This is a genomic window from Paraburkholderia sp. HP33-1, assembly GCF_021390595.1.
Classification (GTDB): Bacteria; Pseudomonadota; Gammaproteobacteria; order Burkholderiales; family Burkholderiaceae; genus Paraburkholderia.
Window position 1 is genome coordinate 2,697,447 of the sequence record NZ_JAJEJR010000001.1, and the last position, 22,986, is coordinate 2,720,432.

Below are 22,986 nucleotides of genomic sequence, written 5' to 3' on the forward strand. Positions count from 1 at the left end.
GCGCCACGGGCACAGTCAGCATGTGCGTCGATTATGCGACTTTTCAAGCCATGCCGCTTGCGCCACCGCACATAACGGAAGCGGGAAAAACCCTGGAAAGCGGCTGGTTTGCAACGCGACAACGACGTCTCAAAAATGTTCTTGACACTCGAATAAAGAGCCCCAACAATCAAGCTGGCACTTTTTTCACTAAGCCATAATTTCGAAAAAATGCCGAAGGTGAGCTTGTGAGGAGGGAGCGACTGCCTCGTGTGGTCGTGGCTTTTCGAGGGCTCGTGGTAGTGACATGAGTTACAGGGGAAGTTGGAATGGCAACTGGTACGGTCAAATGGTTTAACGACGCGAAGGGTTTCGGATTCATCACGCCTGACGAGGGTGGCGAGGATCTGTTTGCACACTTCTCGGCCATCCAGATGAATGGCTTCAAGACGCTGAAGGAAGGCCAGAAGGTCACCTTCGAGGTTGTGCAAGGCCCCAAAGGCAAACAGGCATCGAACATTCAGGCACCAGCCTGAGGCGTTCGTTACCTGCCCTTTTTGAAACCCGGCTTCGCGCCGGGTTTCTTTTTTGCGGAGGCTTTCCGGCCGGAAAGCCGCGCGAAAACTCAGGGTAAATAAATACCCCGGCCGCCTGCTGGCGCCGGGGTATTTATGCAAAACGAATAATCCCGGCGCAATCGATTACATATTTTCGATCATCACTTGCCCAAACGCTGAGCATGACACCTGGGTTGCGCCTTCCATTAGGCGGGCAAAATCATAAGTGACGCGCTTTTGCAGGATCGACTTTTCCATCGAACTGATAATCAGATCCGCCGCTTCGAACCAGCCCAGATGGCGCAACATCATTTCCGCCGAGAGGATTTCCGAGCCCGGATTCACGTAGTCCTTGCCCGCATATTTCGGCGCCGTGCCGTGTGTCGCCTCGAACATCGCGACCGAATCCGACAGATTCGCGCCCGGCGCGATGCCGATGCCGCCCACCTGCGCGGCGAGCGCGTCCGAAATGTAGTCGCCGTTCAGGTTCAGCGTGGCGATCACATCGTATTCGGCCGGGCGCAGCAGGATCTGTTGCAGGAACGCGTCGGCGATCACGTCCTTCACGACGACGTCGCCGCCAGTCTTCGGATTCCTGACTTTCATCCACGGACCGCCGTCGATCAACTGCGCGTCGAACTCCTTCTGCGCGAGCGCGTAACCGTAGTCGCGGAACGCGCCTTCGGTGTACTTCATGATGTTGCCCTTGTGCACCAGCGTAACCGAGCGGCGTTCGTTATCGATCGCATACTGGATCGCCTTGCGCACGAGACGCTCGGTACCTTCGCGCGACACCGGCTTGATGCCGATGCCCGACGAATCCGGAAAGCGGATCTTCTTTACGCCCATTTCTTCGCGCAGGAACCTGATGACCTTCTTCGCCTGCTCGGATTCGGCCGGCCATTCGATGCCCGCGTAGATGTCTTCCGAGTTCTCACGGAAGATCACCATGTCGATCTTCTCGGGCTCGCGCACCGGCGAGGGCACGCCCTTGAAATACCGCACCGGGCGCAGACACACATAGAGGTCCAGCTCCTGGCGCAACGCGACGTTCAACGAGCGGATGCCGCCGCCGACCGGCGTGGTGAGCGGCCCCTTGATCGACACGATGTATTCCTTGACCGCCTGCAGCGTTTCGTCCGGCAGCCACACGTCGGGGCCGTACACCCTGGTCGCCTTCTCGCCCGCGTAGATTTCCATCCAGTGGATTTTCTTCTTGCCGCCGTACGCCTTTGCAACCGCCGCATCCACGACCTTGAGCATGACCGGCGTGATGTCCAGACCGGTGCCGTCGCCTTCGATATACGGGATGATCGGCTCGTCGGAAACGTTGAGCGAGAAGTCAGCGTTGACGGTGATCTTCTCGCCACCGGTCGGAACCTTGATGTGCTGATACGGCATGATCGGACTCCAGTGAAAGCTGTGCAAAAGCTGATGAGAGACTGCGCAAACGACGCCCTCGCCGCGCAATGCCGAACGTCCGCGAGCGGCCTGGCCGCTATTCTAGCCCACCCCTCGCGCGCGACTCGGCCGCCCCCGGCTCCGGGTTTTCCAACACGGCCGGCGGCTCCGGCGTGCCGCAGTCCTCTATAAGATACGGGAATTGGCATCCCGATTTATGCATTATGATCGCGCCGTCTCTCGCCCTGCCGTATCGCTCCCCTATGCGCCTTCTCGCCCTCAACAAGCCGTTCGGCACCATCTGTCAATTTTCGCCGCACGAGACGCGAGCGTCACTTGCCGACTGGGTCAAGGTGCCCGGCGTCTATCCGGCCGGCCGGCTCGACTCCGATAGCGAAGGACTGCTGCTGCTCACTGATGACGGCGCCTTGCAGGCGCGCATCGCCGAGCCGCGTCACAAGCTCGTCAAACGCTACTGGGCGCAAGTCGAGGGCGCGGTCGACGACGCCGCGTTGAAAAAGCTCGCGCGCGGCGTCGATCTCGGCGACTACGTGACGCGCCCATGCCAGGCGAGCTACGTCGAACCGGACAGCTCGCTGTGGGCGCGCACACCGCCGATCCGCTATCGCGCAGCGATCCCGACGACGTGGATCGAGCTGTCGATCACCGAAGGCAAGAACCGTCAGGTGCGTCGCATGACGGCCGCGGTCGGTTTTCCGACGCTGCGCCTCGTGCGCGTCGGCATCGGGGCGCTTGACATTTTTTCACTCGGACTGCAACCCGGAGAGTGCATCGAGTTGCGAGCGAACGCGCCATGGGATGGCATCGAGTGAACACTATTTGACGATCGTTTGTCTTGGTCACAGCATCGCTTGCCCACCTCATGTACGCGCGACTAAGGCTTCACGTGATCACTCCACGCACGTTTCACGGTTGTGACAATCAACGCTAACTCGTTGTAGCGTCAAGCAAAATAATGCGTGAAACATGGACCCGAAAGGCGTGAAACATATTGGCTCGCGCGAGCCTCTGCGATGCGGTTTCGTCGCAGTTCATGGCGCGAAAAATTTCCGCGCAATTCGCGTCAACCGCCGTACAACTCCACGCGTTATTCGACGCAGATGCCGCCGAAGCTATCCGGCATTCAGCCTTAAAGACCTTTGCATACGCCGTTTTGCGCGGCGAGTACGAAAGTCCGAACGCTAGCAGACGCGTCGAAAATTTTGTTCGATGCGGCTGTCAACCGAAAGGTGGATGGCGCGTTTACCGACATGACTCTACACAAGCCGGGTCATTTGGTTAATTAACTCAAGCTGAGGATTCACAAAATGAACAAACTGATCGCCGCTCTGGTCGCTGGCCTCTTCGCAACGGCAGCATTCGCACAAGCTTCGGCACCGGAAGCAGCTTCGGCAGCTCCGGCAGCAGCAGCAAAGAAGACCACCAAGCACGCTGCTCACAAGAAGTCGCACAAGAAGGCAGCAGCTGCTGCTGCAGCTTCGGCAGCTTCGGAGTAAGTTGCTTGTAAGAACGCAGTCAAGAACTAGCTTCATTGCCGTTCTTACGGCGTTGTAAGGCAGATCACCGCAAGGCGATCTGCCTTTTTGTTTTTGACGCGCTCGCGTAACATGCGCGAGTTCATTTCAGCAAGGAGTCTTGCCGTGCGATTTTCCATGCGCTCGTTGATGGCGCGCCTCGCCGTTGCCGTTGCACTGCCGCTCGCGGCGCTCTCGTTCGCCGCCACGACCGCCCCCGCCCAGGCGCAGCAGATGCCGCCGGGCGCCAAGCAGCCGGGCGATTTTCCGCGCGTCAGACTGACCGCGGGCATGTTCGTGATCGACGCGGCCGTCGCCGCCAACGACGCGGACCGCGAGCAGGGCTTGATGTATCGCACGAAGCTCGCGCCGAACGAAGGCATGCTGTTCGTGTTCAACGAGAACGCCGGCCACTGCTTCTGGATGAAGAACACGCTGATCCCGCTGTCGATCGCGTTCATGCGCGCCGACGGCACGATCACCGACATCGACGAGATGCAGGCCGAGACCACCAACAACCACTGCCCGACGCACAACGGCGTGTTCGCGCTGGAAATGCCCAAGGGCTGGTTCTCGTCGAAGGGCATCAAGCCGGGGATGCAGATTCAGGGCTTGCCGCCGGTGCCGGGTATCACGCAGTAAAGTCCCCCGCCGCCGGGCTGCGCGGCCACCTGAGCGGTCCGCCCGCCCCGCCGCGCTGTATCGCAAAAAGCCGGCGCCTCAGCCCGAGGCGCCGGCTTTTTTTCGCCCGCGCAGCCCCGCGCGGCCAGCCTTCGCGCCGGCTGGCAGGATTCATGCAAAAGACCCATCGACGCGCTATTCTTGTATTCTCGACAAAGCAGCACCCAGACTCCCCGGGCGGCTCACGCGGTCGCCCGGCATGCGTTTCAGGCGCGCCATTACAAGGAGATTAACGTGCCCCGCAAGACTCCCATCGAGCGCTACCGGAATATCGGCATCAGCGCTCACATCGATGCCGGCAAAACCACCACCACCGAACGTATCCTGTTCTACACCGGCGTGACCCACAAGATCGGCGAGGTTCACGACGGTGCGGCGACGATGGACTGGATGGAACAGGAGCAGGAGCGCGGCATCACGATCACGTCGGCGGCCACCACGGCGTTCTGGAAAGGCATGGCCGGCAACTATCCCGAGCATCGGATCAACATCATCGACACCCCCGGGCACGTCGACTTCACGATCGAAGTCGAGCGCTCGATGCGCGTGCTCGACGGCGCGTGCATGGTGTACGACTCGGTCGGCGGCGTGCAGCCGCAATCGGAGACCGTGTGGCGCCAGGCGAACAAGTACAAGGTGCCGCGCATCGCGTTCGTCAACAAGATGGACCGCGTCGGCGCGGACTTTTTCCGCGTGCAGCGGCAGATCGGCGATCGCCTGAAGGGCGTCGCCGTGCCGATCCAGATTCCGATCGGCGCGGAAGATCACTTTCAGGGCGTCGTCGACCTCGTGAAAATGAAGGCGATCTACTGGGACGACGACAGCCAGGGCATCAAGTTCGAGTACCGCGACATTCCGGCTGAACTCGCGGCCACCGCGCAGGAATGGCACGACAAGATGGTCGAGGCCGCGGCCGAGGCGAACGAGGAACTGCTCGAAAAGTATCTGGGCGGCGAGCACTACCTCACCGAAGAAGAAATCAAACTCGGCATCCGCGCGCGCACGATCGCCAACGAGATCGTGCCGATGCTGTGCGGCAGCGCGTTCAAGAACAAGGGCGTGCAGGCGATGCTCGACGCGGTGATCGACTATCTGCCGTCGCCCGTAGACGTGCCCGCGATCACCGGTCACGACGAGCACGACAAGGAGATCGAGCGACATCCTAACGACGACGATCCGTTCTCGGCGCTCGCCTTCAAGATCATGACCGACCCGTTCGTCGGCCAGCTGATCTTCTTCCGCGTGTATTCGGGCGTCGTCAATTCGGGCGACACGGTCTACAACGCGGTCAAGGAAAAGAAGGAGCGCCTCGGCCGCATCCTGCAGATGCACGCGAACGAGCGCAAGGAAATCAAGGAGGTCTACGCGGGCGACATCGCTGCGGCCGTCGGCCTGAAGGAAGCGACCACCGGCGACACGCTCTGCGATCCTAACCATGTGATCATCCTCGAAAAGATGATCTTCCCGGACCCGGTGATTTCGCAGGCCGTCGAGCCGAAGACCAAGGCTGACCAGGAAAAGATGGGCATCGCGCTGAACCGTCTCGCGCAGGAAGACCCATCGTTCCGCGTGCAGACCGATGAGGAATCCGGACAGACGATCATCTCCGGCATGGGCGAGCTGCACCTCGAAATTCTGGTCGACCGGATGAAGCGCGAGTTCGGCGTGGAAGCGACCGTCGGCAAGCCGCAGGTCGCCTATCGCGAAACCGTGCGCAACAAGGTCGAGGACGTCGAAGGCAAGTTCGTCAAGCAGTCGGGCGGCCGCGGCCAGTACGGTCACGCGGTGATCTCACTCGAGCCGAGTGCACAGGGCAAGGGCTACGAGTTCGTCGACGCGATCAAGGGCGGCGTGATTCCACGCGAATTCATCCCGGCCGTCGACAAGGGCATCCAGGAAACGCTGAAGGCCGGTGTGCTGGCGGGCTACCCGGTCGTCGACGTGAAGGTCACGCTGACCTTCGGTTCGTACCACGACGTCGACTCGAACGAAAACGCGTTCCGCATGGCCGGCTCGATGGCATTCAAGGATGCGATGCGCAAGGCGAAACCGGTGCTGCTCGAACCGATGATGGCCGTCGAGGTGGAAACGCCCGAGGACTTCATGGGCAACGTGATGGGCGACCTGTCGAGCCGGCGCGGCATGGTGCAGGGCATGGAAGACATCGCGGGCGGCGGCGGCAAGCTGGTGCGCGCGGAAGTCCCGCTCGCCGAGATGTTCGGGTACTCGACGTCGCTGCGCTCGGCCACCCAGGGCCGCGCGACCTACACGATGGAGTTCAAGCACTACGCTGAAACGCCGAGCAACGTCGCCGAGGCTGTGATCAACGCCAAGAAGCAATGACGCTGACGCGGCGGCATTGAGTGCGACAAGCCGAAGCCCGCTCCCCGTGAGCGGGCTTTTTTTCGCGGCGCCGTTTGCGTCCTCATGGCACGCAGCCGTTTTTTGAACGTGCCAGAATGTCGATCATCCATATGGCACGACCCTCAATCGTAAGACCGAAGCGTACGACTCGAACGCGGCACGCAAGCCGAGGAGGAGACACGATGAGCCAGGATCACGAACATCCGCATTACCGGGCCGAGCACGAGGCCGCGGGGCCCGGCGCACAGGTCGACTGGCGTGAGCACGGCGTGAAGGTCATCCGCGGCGATCAGCTCGACACCAACACCGCGCAGACGCCGGGCATGAACCGCGCGACCGCGATCAACGCGGCGCGCGTCGGCGCGCAGAAGATCTGGGCCGGCACCGTGACGATCCATCCGAATGCGAAGACCGGCGCGCATCATCATGGCGCGCTCGAAAGCGTGATCTATGTAGTACGCGGCCAGGCGCGCATGCGCTGGGGCGAGCATCTGGAATTTACCGCCGAGGCCGGTCCCGGCGACTTCATCTTCGTGCCGCCCTATGTGCCGCATCAGGAGATCAACGCGAGCACCGACGAGCCGCTCGAATGCGTGCTCGTGCGCAGCGACAACGAAACGGTCGTCGTCAATCTGAACATCGACGCGGTCGAGCAGCCGGAAACGGTCTACTGGGTCGATCCGATCCACAAGCATCCGCACGATCATTAACCTGCCCATTGATCCGCTCGCGCCACATGACGCCTACCGCCTCGCTGCGCCCTCGCCTCGTCGCGCTCTACGCGATGCTGATCGCCGCCAACCTCGGCGCATGGCTGTGGGCGCTGATCGCGTTTCGCCACTATCCGCTGCTGCTCGGCACCGCGCTGCTCGCGTATGGCTTCGGTCTGCGTCATGCGGTCGACGCCGACCACATCGCGGCGATCGACGCCGTCACGCGCAAGCTGATGCAAACCGGCAAGCGACCGGTCGGCATCGGGCTCGCGTTTTCGCTCGGCCATTCGACGATCGTGATCGCGGCGACGCTCGGCATCGCATGGACCACGCATTCGTTGCATGGGCGCTTCGAGAGCATCAAGGAAGTCGGCGGCATGCTCGGCACGCTGGTCTCGGCGACGTTCCTGCTGGTGCTCGCGGCGGTCAATCTCGTGATCCTGCGCGACGTGTGGCGACGCTACCGGCATGCGCAACATGACGGCGCGGCGAGCACAGCGTCAGCCGCTTCGCTCGCCCCCGTCGGGCTGCTGTCGCGCGCGTTGCGGCCGTTGTTCCGGCTGGTCACGAAAAGCTGGCACATGTACCCGGTCGGCGTGCTGTTCGGGCTCGGCTTCGACACCGCGACCGAGATCGGCCTGCTCGCGATCGCCGCGTCGCAGGCGAGCACCGGCCTGCCGCTCTATTCGATCCTCGTGTTCCCGGCGCTCTTCACGGCAGGCATGACGCTCGTCGATTCGACCGACAACGTGTTGATGGTCCACGCGTACGGCTGGGCGATGGACGACCCGAAGCGAAAGCTGTACTACAACGCAAGCATCACGTTCGTGTCCGCGCTCGTCGCGATCGTGATTGGCGGCGTCGAGGCACTGGGGCTGCTGTCGGATCGCCTCGGCTGGAGCGGCGGGGTCTGGGATGCGCTCACCGGCATCAACGATCATTTCGGCGCGCTCGGCTACGGGATCGTCGCGGCGTTCATGGCATGCTGGATCGGCTCGGTGCTGTTTCATCGCTGGAGACGGCCGGACGCGGCGGCAAGCGCGGTGACACGCGGGCCGACAAGATAAGTCGCCGCGGTAAAACTCACTCAAGCCCGGCGACACGATCGGTAAGGATTCCGGCGCGATACCCCCGAACCGTCCGCAATGACGGCCACCTCTCGCGAGCACGTATTGGGCAACCGTTGTGACGACGACACACCGCGCGTCGTTTATCGGCCGATCGGCTAGCGCGCCGCGCCGCCGGCGCGCCAGAGCCGCGAGCAATCGCTTACACTGAGACCGCTTTTCCTCGCGCTGTCGCGCGGCCCGCGCGACGCTTCCGAACCGACCACAGAACGGACTGGATACGCCATCGATGAAAACGCCAGCGGACCGATTGCTCGCCACTCATGAAGCACTGAACGCAGCTCGCGTCACCGCCGACTCCTACGGCAATCACGCCCTCGACGAGTTTCTCGCCGGCCGCATCACGCGCCGCGAACTGCTGCGACATGCGAGCGTGATCGGTCTGTCGCTCGCGGGTGGCGGCCTGCTCGGCGCGCCGCGAGCGCGGGCGCAGGGTGCTCCGGCCGCGTCGAACCAGACGATCCGCGTCGCGCATCTGACGCCGGCGGGCGCCGTCGATCCACTGACGGTGACCGACGCCGCGAGTCTCGCGCTGCTGAACCAGACCGGCGAATTCCTGATCGACGACGACAGCGAGAAGCTGATGCTGAGGCCGGCGCTTGCGCTGTCATGGACGCCGAATGACAAGGGCGACCTGTGGACCTTCAAGCTGCGCCAGAACGTGAAATTCCACGACGGCCAGAGCTTCGGCGCGAAAGACGTGGTCGCCACCTTCGACCGTCTTGCCGATCCCGCGAGCGGCTCGGCCGCGCTATCGGTGTTAAAGGGCGTGCTGTCGAAAGGCGGCGCGAAGGTCGTCGACGAACGCACGGTGGAGTTTCATCTCGACGCGCCTATCGGCAATTTTCCGTACTACGTTTCCTCGGATAATTTCAACGCGGTGATACTGCCTGCGAACTACACGGGCAATTACGAAAAGAGTTTCATCGGCACCGGTCCGTTCAAATTCGAAAAGTATCAACCGAAGGTCGGCGCGTCGTTCGTGCGCAATCCCGACTACTGGGGCGACAAAGCGTTACCGCAACGCGTACAGTTTTCGTTCTACGCCGACGAGCAGGCCCAACTGCTCGCGTTGCAAGGCCATCAGGCCGACGTGATGGGCACCTTCACCGTGCAGGGCGGCGCGGCCATCCTGAACAATCCGGACTTCAAGGCGGTCGGCGTGAAGTCGAGCGCGCATCGGCAGATTCACATGCACAACGACAGTCCGATCTTCAAGGACAAGCGCGTGCGCCGGGCGCTCGCGTTGTCGCTCGATCGCGACGTGCTCGTGCGCGGCCTCTTCAAGGGCCGCGCGCAACTCGGTAACGACAGCCCGTTCGCGCCGGTGTTTCAGTCGTCGGACGCGGGCGTGCCGCAACGCAGGATCGACATCGCGAAGGCGAAGCAGCTCCTCGCGCAGGCCGGCATGCCGAACGGTTTCGACGTCACGCTGACCACCGAAAAGTACATGGAGATTCCCGACCTCGCGGTCGTCGTGCAGAACGCCGTGAAGGCGATCGGCGTGCGCATCAACCTGAAGGTCGAGAGCCAATCGCTCTACTACGGCGCGGGCACACCGGGCAAATCCGACTGGCTCGATTCGCCGCTCGGCATCACCGACTACGGCCATCGCGGTGTGCCGAACGTGTTCCTCAACGCGCCGCTGACGAGCAACGGCACGTGGAACGCCGCGCACTTCAAGAATCCGCAATACGATCAGCTGGTCGCTCAGTTCGTCGCGGCGATCGATCTCGCCACGCAGAAGAAAATCTCCGGGCAGATCCAGACACTCCTGCTCGACGAAACGCCGCTCATCATCCCGTTCTTCTACGATCAGCTGATCGCGATGCGCAAGGGGGTGAACGGCGTGCGCTTCACCGCGCTCGCGCAACTGTATTTCGATCGCGCGACGTTGAGCGCGTAAGCATCGCGCTTTCCGCCTCACTTCCGCAGGAGAACTCACGATGTCGGTTCCGGTGCCCTCTCCCGCATCGAATGGATCGCGTCTACCACGCGCGGCCAACGGCAACGCGGGCCGCGTCGCGCGTTTTCTGGCGACGCGCGTGGGTCTTTCGCTGATCACGCTGTGGCTGCTGTCGCTGATCGTGTTCGCGGGCGGCCAGCTACTGCCCGGCGATATCGGCCGCGCGGTGCTCGGGCCGCTCGCCGATGCGCGCGCGGTCGCCGCGCTCGATCATCAGCTCGGCGCCGACCGGCCGCTGCTCACGCAGTACCTCGACTGGATCACGCATTTCGTGCGCGGCAACATGGGGATGTCGTACGCGTACCGCGAACCGGTCGGGCCGTTCATCACCGATGCGCTCGTGCATTCGGCCAAACTCGGCTTGCTCGCGTTCATCGTCGTCGTGCCGCTCGGCATCGCGGGCGGTGTGTGGTCGGCGATGCATGCGGGGCGCTGGCTCGATCGCACGATCAGCATTGCCGGTTTATCGGCGACCGTGGTGCCCGAGTTCGTGTCGTCGATCGTGCTGATTCTGGTGTTCGGCGTGTGGCTGCGCTGGCTGCCGATCGAGGCCTCGTATCCGCCCGACGCGAGCGTGCCCGAACAGCTGCGGCATCTGGTGCTACCAGTGCTGCCGCTCGTCCTGGTGTTTTTCGGCTACATCGCACGGATGGCGCGCGCGGGCACGGTCGAGGCGCTCGACGCCGACTACACGCGCACCGCGATCCTCAAGGGCCTGCCGCCTCACGTCGTGATCTGGCGGCACGTGCTGCGCAACGCGCTGCTGCCGACGATCACCGTCGCCGCCACCCAACTCGGCTACATGATCGGCGGACTCGTCGTGGTCGAGACGCTGTTCCACTACCAGGGCATCGGCTCACTGATCTACAACGCCGCCAAGGCGAAAGACTTTCCGATGCTCGAAGCGGGCGTGCTGACGATCGGCGTCGTCTATACGCTTGCGAATCTGGTCGCCGATGCGCTGCACGTGCTGCTCAATCCACGGCTGCGGGTGAGGACTGACGAATGAATACGACCGTGCCGCCCGCCTCACCCACGCCACCAGGCGAACCTGCGCGAGGCTCCGCGCCGCGCGTGGCCGAGCCGCGCTTCCCGCACCTACTCCTGCTGCTGCGCTCACCGACCTTCATCGCGGGCGTGCTGATCGTCGCGTGGTGGATCGTCTGCGCGATCGCAGGGCCGTGGTTCGTGCATCTCGACCCGTACGCATCCGATCCGCTCAATTCGCTGACGCCGCCCGATCGCACACACTGGTTCGGCACCGATCAACTCGGCCGCGACGTGTTCTCGCGCGTGATCGTCGGCGCGCGCGACATCCTGACGATCGCGCCGCTCGCGACGCTGCTCGGCACTGCGGCGGGCACCGCGCTTGGCCTGCTGGTGGGCTACTTCGACGGGTGGGTCGACGACGTGATCGGTCGCGTGATCGACGCGGTGCTCGCGCTGCCGCTTGTGATCGTCGCGCTGCTCGCGCTCGCCGCGGTCGGCGCGTCGAACTTCACGGTGATTCTCGTGATCGGCATCACGTTCACACCGATCACCGCGCGCACCGTGCGTGCCGCCGTGTTCGCCGAGCGGCATCTCGACTACGTAGCCGCCGCGCAGCTGCGCGGCGAACGCGCGCCGTACATCATGTTCGCGGAGATCCTGCCGAACGTGCTGCCGCCGATCGTCGTCGAGGCGACCGTGCGGCTCGGCTATGCGATCTTCGCGGTCGCGACGCTGTCGTTTCTCGGCTTCGGCATCCAGCCGCCGTCGGCTGACTGGGGGCTCGCGCTGTCCGAGTCGTACACGTTGATGGCGGGCGGCGCGTGGTGGACCGTCGTGTTCGCGGCCGGCGCGATCGCGTCGCTGGTGGTCGGCGTCAATCTGGTCGCCGACGGCGCACAGGGAGTGCTCGACCGATGAACGGCCCGCCGCCCTCCTCGTTCGCCGCGTTCGACGTGTCCAAGAGCGATCGCACCGATGCGCTGACGGTGGTCGGCCTGACGGTCACCTACCGGATCCGCGGACGCGATCGCGAAGTACTTCAGGACGTGTCGTTTCGGATACGGCGTGGCGAGGCGTACGGGCTCGTCGGCGAATCGGGCTGCGGCAAGTCGACCGTCGCGATGGCGACGCTGCGCTATCTGCCGCGCAATGGCAAGGTGAAGGCGGGCAAGATCGTGATCGCCGGCGAAGACGTGCACAAGCTCGGCGCCGATGCGCTGCGCAGCATGCGTGCGACCACCGTGTCGATGGTCTATCAGGACCCGGGGCGCGCGCTCAATCCATCGCTGACGATAGCCCGTCAGGTCTCCGAAGCATTCGAGGCGGCCGGCGTCGCGCGTGACGAGGCACTGCAGCGCACGCTCGAAATGCTCGAACGCGTGCGCATCGCGGCGCCTGAGCGCGTGATGGACAGCTATCCGCATCAATTATCGGGCGGCATGCAGCAACGCGTCGTCATCGCGATGGCGCTCGCGTCGAACCCCGTGCTGCTGATTCTGGACGAGCCGACCACCGGCCTCGATGCGACCGTCGAAGCGGAAGTGCTCGATCTCGTCGCGCAGTTGCGCGAGGAGCTCGGCACCGCGGTGCTGTTCATCAGCCACAACCTCGCGGTGATCGGACGCATGTGCGAACGCGTCGGCGTGCTGTACGCGGGCAAGCTGGTCGAGGAAGGCGCGACGCAGGACGTGTTCGCCCGGCCGCGTCATCCGTACACGGTCGGGCTGCTGCGCTGCCTGCCGACGGCCGGACGAAGCAGGGACAGCGAGCGGCTCGATACGATCGCGGGCGGCCTGCCGCTACCGGGCTCGGTCACGCAGGGCTGCACCTACGCAGAGCGCTGCCGTCTCGCCGACGAGCGCTGCCGCCGCGACGCGCCGCCGCCCTACCGGCTCGGCGCCGCGCATGGCGATCAGATGGCGCGCTGCCATTATCACGAGCGCGCGATCGAGCTGCCGCGTGCGGCATCGAGCGCGGCGCTTTCGCCGTCACCCGGCGCGCCGCCGCGCGCGTCCTCGTCGCCGATTCTGCGCGCGCGCAACCTGTCGAAAACATTTCACGTATCCGGCGCGCCGCTGCGCGCGGTCGACGACGTATCGCTCGAACTCGCGCGCGGCGAGACGCTCGGCCTCGTCGGCGAATCGGGCAGCGGCAAGACGACGCTCGCGCGGCTGATGCTCGGCCTGCTCGCGCCCGATGCCGGCAGCACGCTCGAGCTCGACGGCGCGCCGCTCGCCGCGCGCGTCACGCGACGCAGCGACGAGCAGCTGAAGTCGCTGCAGATCGTGTTCCAGAATCCCGACTCGGCGCTCAATCGCGCGCACTCGGTCAAGCGGCTGATCGGCCGTGCGCTCGCCCGCTTCACCGCCCTTCGCGGGCCCGCAATCGACGAACGGCTCGTCACGCTGACGGACGCCGTGCGGCTGCCCGAGCGTTATCTCGACGCGCGCTCGCGCCAGCTATCGGGCGGGCTCAAACAGCGCGTCGCGATTGCCCGGGCGTTCGCCGGCGAGCCGCGCGTCGTCGTGTGCGACGAGCCGACTTCATCGCTCGACGTGTCGGTGCAGGCCGCGATCCTGAACCTGCTCGCCGATCTGCAGCGCGAGCGCGGCGTCAGCTACGTGTTCATCTCGCATGACCTGCATGTGGTGCGCTATGTGTCGGACCGCATCGCGGTGCTTTACCTCGGCCGGCTGCTCGAAATCGGTCCGGCGGCGGCCGTGTTCGATGGGCCGCAACATCCCTATACCGAAGCGCTGCTGTCCGCCGTGCCGACGCTGCCGGGCGACGGCGTGTCCGGCGAGCCGCATCGGCGCACGCGCATCCGTCTCGCGGGCGAGCTGCCGGGACCGGGCGCGATGCCATCAGGCTGCGTATTTCATACGCGTTGTCCGCGCAAGCTCGGCGCGATCTGCGAGCAGCAGGACCCGCCGTTTCTCGAAGCGGGCGGCGCTGCGGACCAGACTTCCGCACATCGGATTCGCTGCCACATTCCGGTCGCCACATTGCGCGCGCTGCAAAGCGATCCGCGCGACGACAACGCGACCAACCCGACGAACGGCGGCGGCTCGGACGATACGTCGAGCAGCGCCGGTTAGCGTTGAACCGAAGCCGATCGGCTTCGCACGACATGCATCGCGCCTCACGCCGCATCCCTTAGCGAATCCTGCGCGGAAACACGCTTTTCCGGCCGCGCGTTTCATCGCCGAAACGTTTTCCGGCATTTTTCCGGTGCGCGCATCGCATCTCCCGATACCGCCCGCGTCGCTTCAAGGATTCGCGACGCGTGGCATGGATATCGCTAAATAGCGACCAGAGATTCGAAGCCAAACCGGGCGCGCAACGCCGCGCACATCCGCACGACGAGCGCCCTCACGCGATGGCGCAAGATCGCGCGATCAGCGCGGCAGCAAGGTACCGTCCTTCGCTCGGGAGAAGCGCGATGAAGACCAGAAACTTCAATCAGTACTACTGTGCATCGATGTGCTGCACGGTGGTACTCGCGGGGGTAGCGGCGCTGGCGGGCGAGGTCGCGTGCGCAGCATCGACGGACGTGATCCCGAGCTGGATGGTGCTCGCGGGCGCGTCGCGAGCGCAACCCCGCGAATCCGCGCCGACGCTGCTCGCGCAGAACGACGGCGCGGCGACCGGCACCGAGGCCGGCAATCCGACGGCCGCCGACGATGCCGCCGCGGTGTTCGCGCCGGCCGCCTGCGGCGGGCCAGGTAGTCCGGACTGCGCCCGGCTCGGCGGCGGCAGTGGCAATGGCAATGGCAATGGCAATGGCAACGGAGGCACGGCGGGTTCGGGCAATAGCGGTGCGGGCGCAAGCGGCAACAGTGGCGCCGGGGCGGCGGGTTCAGGGAGCGGGAATGGTAGTGGTAATGCGGGCACGGGAGGTAGGGGAAATAGCGGGGGAGGAAGTAGCGGCGGTGGTGGCGGCGGTAGCGGCGGCAGCGGAAGCAATGGGGGTGGCGGTAGCAGCGGTGGAAGCAGCAGCGGAGGCGGAGGCAGCGGCGGCAGCGGGAGCGGCGGCTGCGGTTGCGGAGGCTCCAGCGGCGGCCCCGGCGGTGGTTTCGGTGGTGCGAATGGCGGTGGCTTCGGTGGTGGCTTCGGTGGTGGCTTCGGTGGCGGGTTCGGCGGAGGCTTTGGCGGAGGCTTCGGCGGCGGCCACGGAGGCAAGGGTGGCGGCAGCGGCAACGGTGGCGGGAACGGGCACTAGGCGTCGCCCGATCCCCAGGTAGGGAGCCCCCGCGCCCTACCCGCCGGCGACATGTCCCGGCATACTGTCCGCTATCCGCTGGCAACGGCGGTGACGTCCCGATCCCCCGGTCGGGCGTCACCGCCCGAGGCCGGTCGGAGCGGCCCGCCTGCCTTCGCCGAGCGCTGACGCAATGGCGCTCAGAGCGCGCGCAACGCGCTGCGCGCCGTCGCGCGAACCGCGTCGCGAGCGGCGGGAACACAACCCCCATTGCAGGCGAGTGTTATGGAACCAATCCGAGACGACCGCCTCATATCAGATTCATCGTTCGATATGAGGGCCCACAACATGCATCGAAACGTTCCCCCCGCCGCGACCCGCATGGCAGCCGCCGTGCTGACGGCTGCCGCCCTGGGCCTCGCATCGCTCGCCAATGCGCAAACGCCCGCGCAGCCGATGGCGCAAACCTTGTCGCAAGCGGCGCCGCCAGTCGACCCGACGTTCTCCGCTTACTCTCTCGTACAGAGCTGCAAACAGCGCCAGGACAACGTCGCGCAAGGGCAATGCGTCGGCGCGATCCGCGGCATCATCCACGGCTATCAGTACGGCGTGCTGTTCCTCGACCAACGCGCCACACTCCCTCCCAACGAAATGCAACGCGTGTCGCTGTGCCTGCGCGATGTGCCGGTGTCGTCGATCGTCGACGACTTCCTCGCCGACGCCGCCCAGGTCCCCGACGACGCGCTGCAGCACACGCCCGCCGAAGTCGCCGTGCTCGGCTCCGTGCATCAGCATCACGCCTGCACCTGAGCGCATCGTCAGCGCGAGCGGCGTCACTTACGCCCGCAGTGCTCCCAGCCTCGCGCGCCGCCGCTTTGCAACGGGCGGTGGCCGCGCCGGGGCTTACAACATCTCCAATGCACGCTTGCCGCGCGGCGGCTTGAAATACGCGTCGAGCGCGGCGAGTTCGCCGGCTTCGAGCACCAGTTGCGACGCGCGATGGTTGCCCTGCACATGCTCGACGCGCGCCGCCTTCGGAATCGCGCACACATTGGGCTTGCCCAGCACCCACGCGAGCGCCACCTGAAACACCGAGATGCCGCGCGCGTCGGCAATGTCGTCGAGCGGCGAGCGTTTCGGCAGGCGTGCGTGATCGACTGGGCTATACGCCATCGCCGGCATGCCGCGCCCGGCGAGCCACGGCAGCAGATCGAACTCCGGCCCGCGCCGCGCGACGTTGTACAGGATCTGATTGGTCGCGCACGCGTCGCCGCCCGGTGTCGCGACGAGTTCTTCCATGTCGTCGGTATCGAAGTTGCTCACGCCCCAGTGACGGATCTTGCCCGCCCGCCGCAGCGCCTCGAAGCCGTCGACGGTGTCCGCGAGCGGCACCGAGCCCCGCCAGTGCAGCAGATACAGATCGAGCCGGTCCGTTTTCAGTCGCTTCAGGCTCTCTTCGCACGCGGCGATCACGCCACGCCGGCTCGCGTTGTGCGGATAGACCTTGCTGACCAGAAACACCTTGTCGCGCAAGCCGGCGAGCGCCTCGCCGAGCAGCGACTCGGTCGCGCCGTCGCCGTACATTTCGGCGGTGTCGATCAGCGTCATGCCAAGTTCGACGCCGCAGCGCAGCGCATCGATTTCCGCCGCGCGCCGTGCCCGCTGCTCGCCCATCTCCCACGTGCCCTGCCCTAGGGCCGGAATGCGCTCGCCGCCAGGCAGGCTCACGCTTGCGATTTCGCTCGTCATGCTGACTCCTCAAAAGTGGCTCGGCCCCAAGGCGATGCGATTGCACGCCGCCTCATCGTGCAACGCATGCGACCTGAAACTTAGCGACGAGTTTAGCGGCTCCCCGGCCTCGCGGCGGCGCGCCTGGCAAAAGCCCGCTATAACGGGACGCGCCGATGTTTTAAAATTGCCGCTTGCCCATCTTGCGTGAGCCCTATGACCTCTGCCTCGGAAGACCGCTGGCGCGACCTGCGCCCGGACCCGGAAAACGACACACCGCTCTATCTGCAACTCGCCCGCAAGCTCGGCAGCGCGATCCACGAAAACCGCTGGAACGCCGGCGAGGCGCTGCCTTCGGAGCGTGTGCTGTCCGAGGCGCTCGGCGTGTCGCGCATCACGTCGCGCAAGGCGATTGCGCTGCTCGTCGAGCAGGGTTTGATCCGCCGCACTCAGGGCGCGGGTAGCTTCATCACGCCGCGCTACGAAGATCCGTTGTCACGTCTGTCGAGCTTCAGCGAAATGCTGCGGCGCCGCGGCTTCACGCCGAGTTCGATATGGCTGTCGCGCGAAATCTCGCCGGCCAATCGCGACGAGGTGATCCAGCTGGGTCTGTCGCCGGCTGCCGCGGTCACGCGGCTGCGGCGGCTGCGGCTTGCCGATGGCATCGTGATGGCGGTCGAGAACTCGACGTTTCCGGCCGCGGTGATCCCCGATCCGCAGGCGATCGGTGATTCGCTCTACACGTATCTGGAGAATCGCGGACTGACGATCGTGCGCGCGTTGCAGCACTTTCGCGCGGTGAACGCGAGTGACGAGATCGCGCAGCAGATGAGCATCGCGCCAAACGAGGCGTTGCTGTTGATCACACGCGTGGGTTATACGGCGGATCAGCGGGCGATCGAGCTGACCGACACGTATTGCCGTAACGATTACTACGATTTCGTCGCGGAACTAAGGAAGTAGGCCCCGGCACATCACGCCCACCGGGCTTCGTGCGCACCGACGCGCGCCGGCGGCAGCGCATAAAACGCGGGCGTCTCCGCCAGTTCCTCCGCCGGCTGAACGCCGAGCACGCGCCCGAATTCGGATTGCACGCTCGCGACGCAATCGCGCACATCGTCGAGCGACAGCTCGGGCGCCTGCTGCCCATCGGCCAGCAGTCCGAACGACTGCAGCCACCGCCCGGTCTGGGCGAGCGACACCTTTACATGCCAGCTGCCGCCCTCGCGAGCCTGCCGCGCGAGCGCGACCATCGCACCGAATGCGGCCAGATAACCGGTTGCGTGATCGAGCGCCTGACACGGCAGATGCCGCGGCTCAGCCGAACCCGCCGCCGCGCGCTCGGTCCACGCGATGCCGCTCGCCGACTGCACCAGACTATCGAAGCCGCGTCGCTGCGCCCATGGCCCGGTATATCCGTACGCGCACACCGACACATAGACGATGCCGGGCCGCAGCCGCGCGAGTTCGTCCGGCCCGAAGCCGCGCGCCGCAAGCGCGCCCGGACGATAGGCCTGCAGGAACACGTCGGCATCACGCACGAGTCCGCGCAACGTGTCGCAGCCGGCCGCGTCGCGCAGATCGACGAGCGCCGAACGCTTGCCGCGGCCGTTGTCGATCACGAGCGGCGCGATGTTCGGCAGATGCGGCCCGTTGATGACCAGCACGTCGGCGCCATGATGCGCGAGCGCACGCCCGGCCACCGGTCCCGCGATGATCCGCGACAGATCCAGCACCCGCACGCCCGAGAGCGGGCGGTCGATGCCGGCGTCGACGTCGGCGTGTTGCGGCGGCTCGGCCGGCGCATCGCCGATGCGTTCGATCTCGAACAGCGGCAAGCTCGCGATTGCTTTGGCCTGCTCGAGCGCGGCCCACTCGTCCGGCGTGCGAATCAACGCGGCGCACAGGCCCGCATCCGCGAGCGTGCGATCGAGCGTCGCGCCCTCCCAGCCGCGAATCGCGGCCGCCACCGGCTCGCGCCCGTTATCGCAGCCAAGCACCTCGAGCACGCCCCGCAGGTGATGCGCGAAATTCGTATGCAGTTGGATCCAGCGGCCGTCGCCCGTTTCATAGAAGCCGGTGACCGGATCACGCAGCAGGGGCGGAGGCCCGTCGTCGATCCGCAGATAGCGTTCGCTGCGAAACGCCGCCAGCGCGTGACGCATCTGCACCGACACCTGCTGCCTGCGGCCGCTGCGCAAGCGCCAGTATTCGGCGGCGGCGAGACCCGTCGCGGCGATCGTCGCCGATGCGAGGCTGCCGACGCGATAGACCGACGGCAAGCCGGGGTCCGCGCCGGCGAGCGACACGGTGTGCAGCGCGACCGGATCGCAGCCGGCGAGGGTCCAGATATGCTTGAGGGCGAGTTCGGGCGTCATGGCATCGGGCGCGTGGGTCGCGCGCGCAGGAAGCAGGTGCTTCGAGTCTAAATTTCCGACTTGCCGCAATCAATCTTGATTATGATAATCAATATATATTGATTTCTTCGGTTTCCACGAGTTTTCATGCCAGCCGCAATTTACCTGACCGCCGCCGAAGCGGCCGCGACGCTCGGCGTCAGCTTGCCGACGTTGTATGCGTACGTGAGCCGCGGCATGCTCGGCTCGTCGCCGGATGCGCAAGGCAGGCATCGGCTCTACGATGCCGCCGAAGTGCGCCGCCTCGCGCGTCGCAAAGCGGACGGCAAGCGCGCGGGCAAGGTCGCGCAGAAGGTGCTCGACTGGGGTGTGCCGGTGCTCGAATCGTCGATCACGCTGGTCGCCGATGGTCGCCTGCTGTATCGCGGGCACGATGCCATCGAGCTCGCACGCAGTGCGTCGCTCGAAGACGTCGCGGCGCTGCTGTGGGAATGCAGCGCGCGGCGCATCGCCGATGCGCCCGCCGTGCCGCTCGCTCCCGCGCAGTGGGCCGCGTGGCTCAAGCTGTGGAGCGACAGCACGCCGCTCGATCGCGCGCTCGTCCTGCTGCCGGCCGCCGCCGCGCAGATGCCGCGCGTGTGGGCGCTCGGCCGCGATGCTCAGCTCGACACCGCCTGCGCCGTGATGCGGCTGCTAGCCGCCGCGATGCTGCCGGCGGCGGCGTCGAACGAACCTCTGCATCGGCAGATCGCGACAGCCTGGCGGGTACGCAGCCGGCCGCAAAGCGGGCTGTTGCGCGCGGCACTGGTCGCATGCGCGGATCACGAGCTGAACGCGTCGACCTTCACGGTCCGCTGCATCACGTCGACGGGCACGCACCTGTTCGGCGCGGTCGCGGGCGGGCTCGCGGCGCTATCCGGGCCGCGTCACGGCGGCGAAATCGTGCGCATCGCGGCGCTGCTCGACGAGGCGTCGCGCGCGCCCGAGCTGGACCGCTATCTGGCCAACCGTCTCGCGCGCCACGAGCACGGCACGCAGGGACCGGTGCTATCGGGCTTCGGTCATCCGCTTTATCCGGACGGTGATCCGCGCGCGCGGCTGTTGCTGACGATGCTCGCCGACTGCGCGCCGACCCGCTCACCGCTCAACGAGGTGCTGAGGCTCGCGCGAGCGGTGCGCGACACGACGGGCGCGGAGCCCACGTTGGATTTCGCGCTCGCGGCGATCGAGCGCGTGCTCGGCTTGCCGGCCGGGGCCGGATTCACGCTGTTCGCGCTCGGGCGGGTGGTCGGCTGGATCGCACACGCGATGGAGCAGACGCGCGACGGCCGGTTGATCCGGCCGCGAGCGCGGTATATCGGGGAGTATGAGGCGGGAGGTGCGGCTTAGGGGCTGCTTGGGGGTTGTTCGCCGCTCGCCCTGCTTCAGACCGCGCCTGGCCAGCGCGCCAGCCAACCCGGCATCGGCCAGCCCAATAGCAGCTTCGGCAACTTGCGCTCCGATGCGCCCGCGAGCGCAAAACGCGCCCCCGCCTCCCCAGCGCTGATCCATGCCACCGATCCACGCGCCAACTCGATCGACTCCCCTGCCGCCAGCCAGTGATCCTGATGCTCGCCTTCGACGGTCAGCCAGACGTTGCCGCTGATCACCTTGAAAATCGACGGACGTGCGACCCGCCAGGCCGTGACGGGCTCGCCATGTTCCAGCTCGAAAACTCGCACTTCTCGCATCGCCGTTCTCCTTGAAGGGCTTTCTGTTGTACCGATTATTGACGTGCGATCATCGAAGACCCATGCACAGTTCCAAACACTTTCATCGGAACTGTTCAGTTGAAAAACCGAACACTTGGCGTGACTGCGAAAGAAGGCAAGCGTATGAAACTCGAAATCCAGCTCGATCGGGACAACGGTGTGCCGCTGACCGAGCAGATCGTCGCGGGCGTCTCCGCGTGGATCCGGTCGCGCAGTGCGCATCCCGGCTCGAAGCTGCCGTCGATCCGCCAGTTCGCGGCCGACTTCGGAGTAAGCCGCTTTCCGGTGATCGAGGCGTACGACCGGCTGGTATCGCTCGGCTATGTCGACTCGCGCCACGGCTCCGGCTTCTACGTCGCCGATCGTCAGCCGCCGGAAGTATCCTGCCAGGGCACCTCGGACCCGCGCCGCGCCGATGTCGAGTCGGACCATTTGCTCGAGCAATTCAACTATCCCGGCGAGACGCTGAAGCTCAGCACCGGCTTTATTCCGGAAAGCTGGCGCGACATCGATGGCATCGCGCAGGCGATCCGTCAGGTGACGCGAACCGATCCGGCGAGCATGGTCGAGTACGCGACGCCGAGCGGCAATCCTGTCTTGCGCGAGCAGCTGCGAACCCGTATCGGCCAGTTGGGCATAGACGCAGAGGCGTCGCAAATTCTCATCACCAACGGCGCGAGCCAGGCGTTCGATCTGCTGGTGCGCTACATGCTCAAGCCCGGCGACACGATCTTTGTCGAGGATCCCGGTTACTACAACCTGTACGGCCTGCTGCGACTGCACGGCATGAAGCTGATCGGCATTCCACGTACCGGCAATGGTCCCGATCTCGAGGTGATGCAGGCGCAACTGAAGCTGCACCGGCCCAGACTGCTGCTCATCAACACCGTGTTTCACAATCCGACCGGCACCACGGTCGCGCCGCAGGTCGCGTTCCGTCTGCTGCAACTGGCGCGTGAGCACGGCTTCCAGATTATCGAAGACGATATCTACGCGGATTTTCAGACCGAGATCACCGACCGCCTCGCCACCCTCGACCAGCTCGAACAGGTGATCTACATCGGCGGATTGTCGAAGACACTGTCGTCCTCGCTACGGATCGGCTACGTGGTAGCGAATCACGCGATCATCAAGGATCTGGTCGACATCAAGATGCTGACGAGCATCGGCTGCTCACGCTTTGCCGAAGCGGTGGCAGTGTCGATGCTGGAGCGCGGCGCATATCGCAAATATCTGGAACGGCTGCGCCGCCAGATGCGCGGCGCGCTCGGCTCGACCGTCCAGACGCTCGAACATGCCGGCTGGGAGATCTTCGCAGAGCCAGCGGGCGGCAAATTCGTGTGGGCGCGCGTGCCCCATGTCGCTGACGCCGAGCCGCTGGTTGAATGCGGTGTGCCGCTCGGTGTGACCGTGCTGCCCGGACAACACTTCAGGCCGAACCGGGAGGCGAGCCCGTGGATCAGGATTCATGTGGCCTTCGGCAACGAGCCGCGGGCGCAGGCGTTTTTTCATGCGGCGGCGCAGTTGCCGCCCGATGCGTGAACACGGCCCCGTGCGTGGCCGTGGCGGATCGCCATTCCATGCGCAATTCTCCGCCACCGGCTGCGCCGGGCCGCGCTCTTCCCTAGAATAGCGA

The 22,986-nt window shown here is 65.4% G+C and carries 20 protein-coding genes; 16 read left to right on the top strand and 4 right to left on the bottom strand.

The window, feature by feature from the left end; all coding sequences use genetic code 11:
* Positions 1-308: 308 nt before the first annotated feature.
* Positions 309-515: a cold-shock protein gene (locus tag L0U81_RS12305; protein ID WP_007180614.1), complete on the top strand. Its 207-nt coding sequence runs from the start codon at positions 309-311 to the stop codon at positions 513-515.
* 165 nt (positions 516-680) lie between these two features.
* On the opposite strand, the gene icd is transcribed toward L0U81_RS12305, so the two are convergent.
* Complete coding sequence (icd, locus tag L0U81_RS12310; protein WP_233803004.1) at positions 681-1,937, bottom strand: NADP-dependent isocitrate dehydrogenase; 1,257 nt, start codon at positions 1,935-1,937, stop codon at positions 681-683.
* Between the two features lie 263 nt (positions 1,938-2,200).
* On the opposite strand from icd, the gene L0U81_RS12315 reads away from it, so the two are divergent.
* The 12 genes from L0U81_RS12315 to L0U81_RS12370 all read left to right on the top strand — a co-directional run bounded on the left by L0U81_RS12315 (position 2,201) and on the right by L0U81_RS12370 (position 16,324).
* A complete protein-coding gene (locus L0U81_RS12315; protein ID WP_233803006.1) occupies positions 2,201-2,770 on the top strand; it encodes a pseudouridine synthase in 570 nt (189 codons plus the stop codon).
* A 495-nt stretch (positions 2,771-3,265) separates the two neighbouring features.
* Positions 3,266-3,454: a hypothetical protein gene (locus tag L0U81_RS12320; RefSeq protein WP_233803008.1), complete on the top strand. Its 189-nt coding sequence runs from the start codon at positions 3,266-3,268 to the stop codon at positions 3,452-3,454.
* Positions 3,455-3,598: 144 nt separating this feature from the next.
* On the top strand, positions 3,599-4,114 hold the full coding sequence (locus L0U81_RS12325; protein ID WP_233803010.1) for a DUF192 domain-containing protein: 516 nt from the start codon (positions 3,599-3,601) through the stop codon (positions 4,112-4,114).
* Positions 4,115-4,387: 273 nt separating this feature from the next.
* Positions 4,388-6,496: an elongation factor G gene (gene fusA / locus L0U81_RS12330; RefSeq protein ID WP_233803013.1), complete on the top strand. Its 2,109-nt coding sequence runs from the start codon at positions 4,388-4,390 to the stop codon at positions 6,494-6,496.
* 203 nt (positions 6,497-6,699) lie between these two features.
* Positions 6,700-7,227, top strand: a complete 528-nt coding sequence (locus L0U81_RS12335; protein WP_233803015.1) for a cupin domain-containing protein — start codon at positions 6,700-6,702, stop codon at positions 7,225-7,227.
* Positions 7,228-7,253: 26 nt separating this feature from the next.
* Positions 7,254-8,297 carry a HoxN/HupN/NixA family nickel/cobalt transporter gene (locus L0U81_RS12340; RefSeq protein WP_233803017.1) on the top strand — a complete coding sequence of 348 codons (1,044 nt, stop codon included), beginning with the start codon at positions 7,254-7,256 and terminating at the stop codon, positions 8,295-8,297.
* A 289-nt stretch (positions 8,298-8,586) separates the two neighbouring features.
* The gene (locus tag L0U81_RS12345) at positions 8,587-10,263 is read left to right on the top strand and encodes an ABC transporter substrate-binding protein (RefSeq protein ID WP_233803018.1); all 1,677 of its coding nucleotides are present in this window, start codon (positions 8,587-8,589) and stop codon (positions 10,261-10,263) included.
* A 40-nt stretch (positions 10,264-10,303) separates the two neighbouring features.
* On the top strand, positions 10,304-11,332 hold the full coding sequence (locus L0U81_RS12350; RefSeq protein WP_233803020.1) for an ABC transporter permease: 1,029 nt from the start codon (positions 10,304-10,306) through the stop codon (positions 11,330-11,332).
* A complete protein-coding gene (locus tag L0U81_RS12355; RefSeq protein ID WP_233803022.1) occupies positions 11,329-12,231 on the top strand; it encodes an ABC transporter permease in 903 nt (300 codons plus the stop codon). Before L0U81_RS12350 ends, L0U81_RS12355 begins: the two co-directional genes overlap by 4 nt.
* A complete protein-coding gene (locus L0U81_RS12360; RefSeq protein ID WP_233803024.1) occupies positions 12,228-14,411 on the top strand; it encodes an ABC transporter ATP-binding protein in 2,184 nt (727 codons plus the stop codon). Before L0U81_RS12355 ends, L0U81_RS12360 begins: the two co-directional genes overlap by 4 nt.
* Before the next feature lie 344 nt (positions 14,412-14,755).
* Entirely contained in the window at positions 14,756-15,535 is a 780-nt protein-coding gene (locus tag L0U81_RS12365; protein WP_233803026.1) for a hypothetical protein, read from the top strand.
* Between the two features lie 327 nt (positions 15,536-15,862).
* The gene (locus L0U81_RS12370) at positions 15,863-16,324 is read left to right on the top strand and encodes a Rap1a/Tai family immunity protein (RefSeq protein WP_233803028.1); all 462 of its coding nucleotides are present in this window, start codon (positions 15,863-15,865) and stop codon (positions 16,322-16,324) included.
* Between the two features lie 93 nt (positions 16,325-16,417).
* On the opposite strand, the gene L0U81_RS12375 is transcribed toward L0U81_RS12370, so the two are convergent.
* Complete coding sequence (locus L0U81_RS12375; RefSeq protein WP_233803030.1) at positions 16,418-17,263, bottom strand: aldo/keto reductase; 846 nt, start codon at positions 17,261-17,263, stop codon at positions 16,418-16,420.
* 195 nt (positions 17,264-17,458) lie between these two features.
* On the opposite strand from L0U81_RS12375, the gene L0U81_RS12380 reads away from it, so the two are divergent.
* On the top strand, positions 17,459-18,205 hold the full coding sequence (locus L0U81_RS12380; RefSeq protein ID WP_233803032.1) for a GntR family transcriptional regulator: 747 nt from the start codon (positions 17,459-17,461) through the stop codon (positions 18,203-18,205).
* Positions 18,206-18,216: 11 nt separating this feature from the next.
* On the opposite strand, the gene L0U81_RS12385 is transcribed toward L0U81_RS12380, so the two are convergent.
* Complete coding sequence (locus tag L0U81_RS12385; RefSeq protein ID WP_233803034.1) at positions 18,217-19,620, bottom strand: CoA transferase; 1,404 nt, start codon at positions 19,618-19,620, stop codon at positions 18,217-18,219.
* A gap of 126 nt (positions 19,621-19,746) precedes the next feature.
* On the opposite strand from L0U81_RS12385, the gene L0U81_RS12390 reads away from it, so the two are divergent.
* Positions 19,747-20,988 (top strand): citrate/2-methylcitrate synthase, encoded by a 1,242-nt coding sequence (locus L0U81_RS12390; protein ID WP_233803036.1) that lies wholly within the window; start codon positions 19,747-19,749, stop codon positions 20,986-20,988.
* A 35-nt stretch (positions 20,989-21,023) separates the two neighbouring features.
* On the opposite strand, the gene L0U81_RS12395 is transcribed toward L0U81_RS12390, so the two are convergent.
* Positions 21,024-21,329 carry a DUF2917 domain-containing protein gene (locus L0U81_RS12395; protein WP_233803038.1) on the bottom strand — a complete coding sequence of 102 codons (306 nt, stop codon included), beginning with the start codon at positions 21,327-21,329 and terminating at the stop codon, positions 21,024-21,026.
* A gap of 144 nt (positions 21,330-21,473) precedes the next feature.
* Between L0U81_RS12395 and L0U81_RS12400 the strand changes: the two genes are divergently transcribed.
* Positions 21,474-22,892 carry an aminotransferase-like domain-containing protein gene (locus tag L0U81_RS12400; protein ID WP_233803040.1) on the top strand — a complete coding sequence of 473 codons (1,419 nt, stop codon included), beginning with the start codon at positions 21,474-21,476 and terminating at the stop codon, positions 22,890-22,892.
* Positions 22,893-22,986 lie beyond the last annotated feature (94 nt).

Excerpts from the sequence above, each read along its gene's own strand:
- L0U81_RS12385 (WP_233803034.1), bottom strand. The coding sequence starts at position 19,620 with ATGACGCCCGAACTCGCCCTCAAGCATATCTGGACCCTCGCCGGCTGC.
- L0U81_RS12395 (WP_233803038.1), bottom strand. The coding sequence starts at position 21,329 with ATGCGAGAAGTGCGAGTTTTCGAGCTGGAACATGGCGAGCCCGTCACG.
- L0U81_RS12345 (WP_233803018.1), top strand. The coding sequence starts at position 8,587 with ATGAAAACGCCAGCGGACCGATTGCTCGCCACTCATGAAGCACTGAAC.
- L0U81_RS12380 (WP_233803032.1), top strand. The coding sequence starts at position 17,459 with ATGACCTCTGCCTCGGAAGACCGCTGGCGCGACCTGCGCCCGGACCCG.
- L0U81_RS12400 (WP_233803040.1), top strand. The coding sequence starts at position 21,474 with ATGAAACTCGAAATCCAGCTCGATCGGGACAACGGTGTGCCGCTGACC.
- icd (WP_233803004.1), bottom strand. The coding sequence starts at position 1,937 with ATGCCGTATCAGCACATCAAGGTTCCGACCGGTGGCGAGAAGATCACC.
- L0U81_RS12350 (WP_233803020.1), top strand. The coding sequence starts at position 10,304 with ATGTCGGTTCCGGTGCCCTCTCCCGCATCGAATGGATCGCGTCTACCA.
- L0U81_RS12370 (WP_233803028.1), top strand. The coding sequence starts at position 15,863 with ATGCATCGAAACGTTCCCCCCGCCGCGACCCGCATGGCAGCCGCCGTG.
- L0U81_RS12365 (WP_233803026.1), top strand. The coding sequence starts at position 14,756 with ATGAAGACCAGAAACTTCAATCAGTACTACTGTGCATCGATGTGCTGC.
- L0U81_RS12355 (WP_233803022.1), top strand. The coding sequence starts at position 11,329 with ATGAATACGACCGTGCCGCCCGCCTCACCCACGCCACCAGGCGAACCT.
- L0U81_RS12390 (WP_233803036.1), top strand. The coding sequence starts at position 19,747 with ATGCCAGCCGCAATTTACCTGACCGCCGCCGAAGCGGCCGCGACGCTC.
- L0U81_RS12320 (WP_233803008.1), top strand. The coding sequence starts at position 3,266 with ATGAACAAACTGATCGCCGCTCTGGTCGCTGGCCTCTTCGCAACGGCA.
- L0U81_RS12305 (WP_007180614.1), top strand. The coding sequence starts at position 309 with ATGGCAACTGGTACGGTCAAATGGTTTAACGACGCGAAGGGTTTCGGA.
- L0U81_RS12360 (WP_233803024.1), top strand. The coding sequence starts at position 12,228 with ATGAACGGCCCGCCGCCCTCCTCGTTCGCCGCGTTCGACGTGTCCAAG.
- L0U81_RS12335 (WP_233803015.1), top strand. The coding sequence starts at position 6,700 with ATGAGCCAGGATCACGAACATCCGCATTACCGGGCCGAGCACGAGGCC.
- L0U81_RS12375 (WP_233803030.1), bottom strand. The coding sequence starts at position 17,263 with ATGACGAGCGAAATCGCAAGCGTGAGCCTGCCTGGCGGCGAGCGCATT.
- L0U81_RS12340 (WP_233803017.1), top strand. The coding sequence starts at position 7,254 with ATGACGCCTACCGCCTCGCTGCGCCCTCGCCTCGTCGCGCTCTACGCG.
- L0U81_RS12315 (WP_233803006.1), top strand. The coding sequence starts at position 2,201 with ATGCGCCTTCTCGCCCTCAACAAGCCGTTCGGCACCATCTGTCAATTT.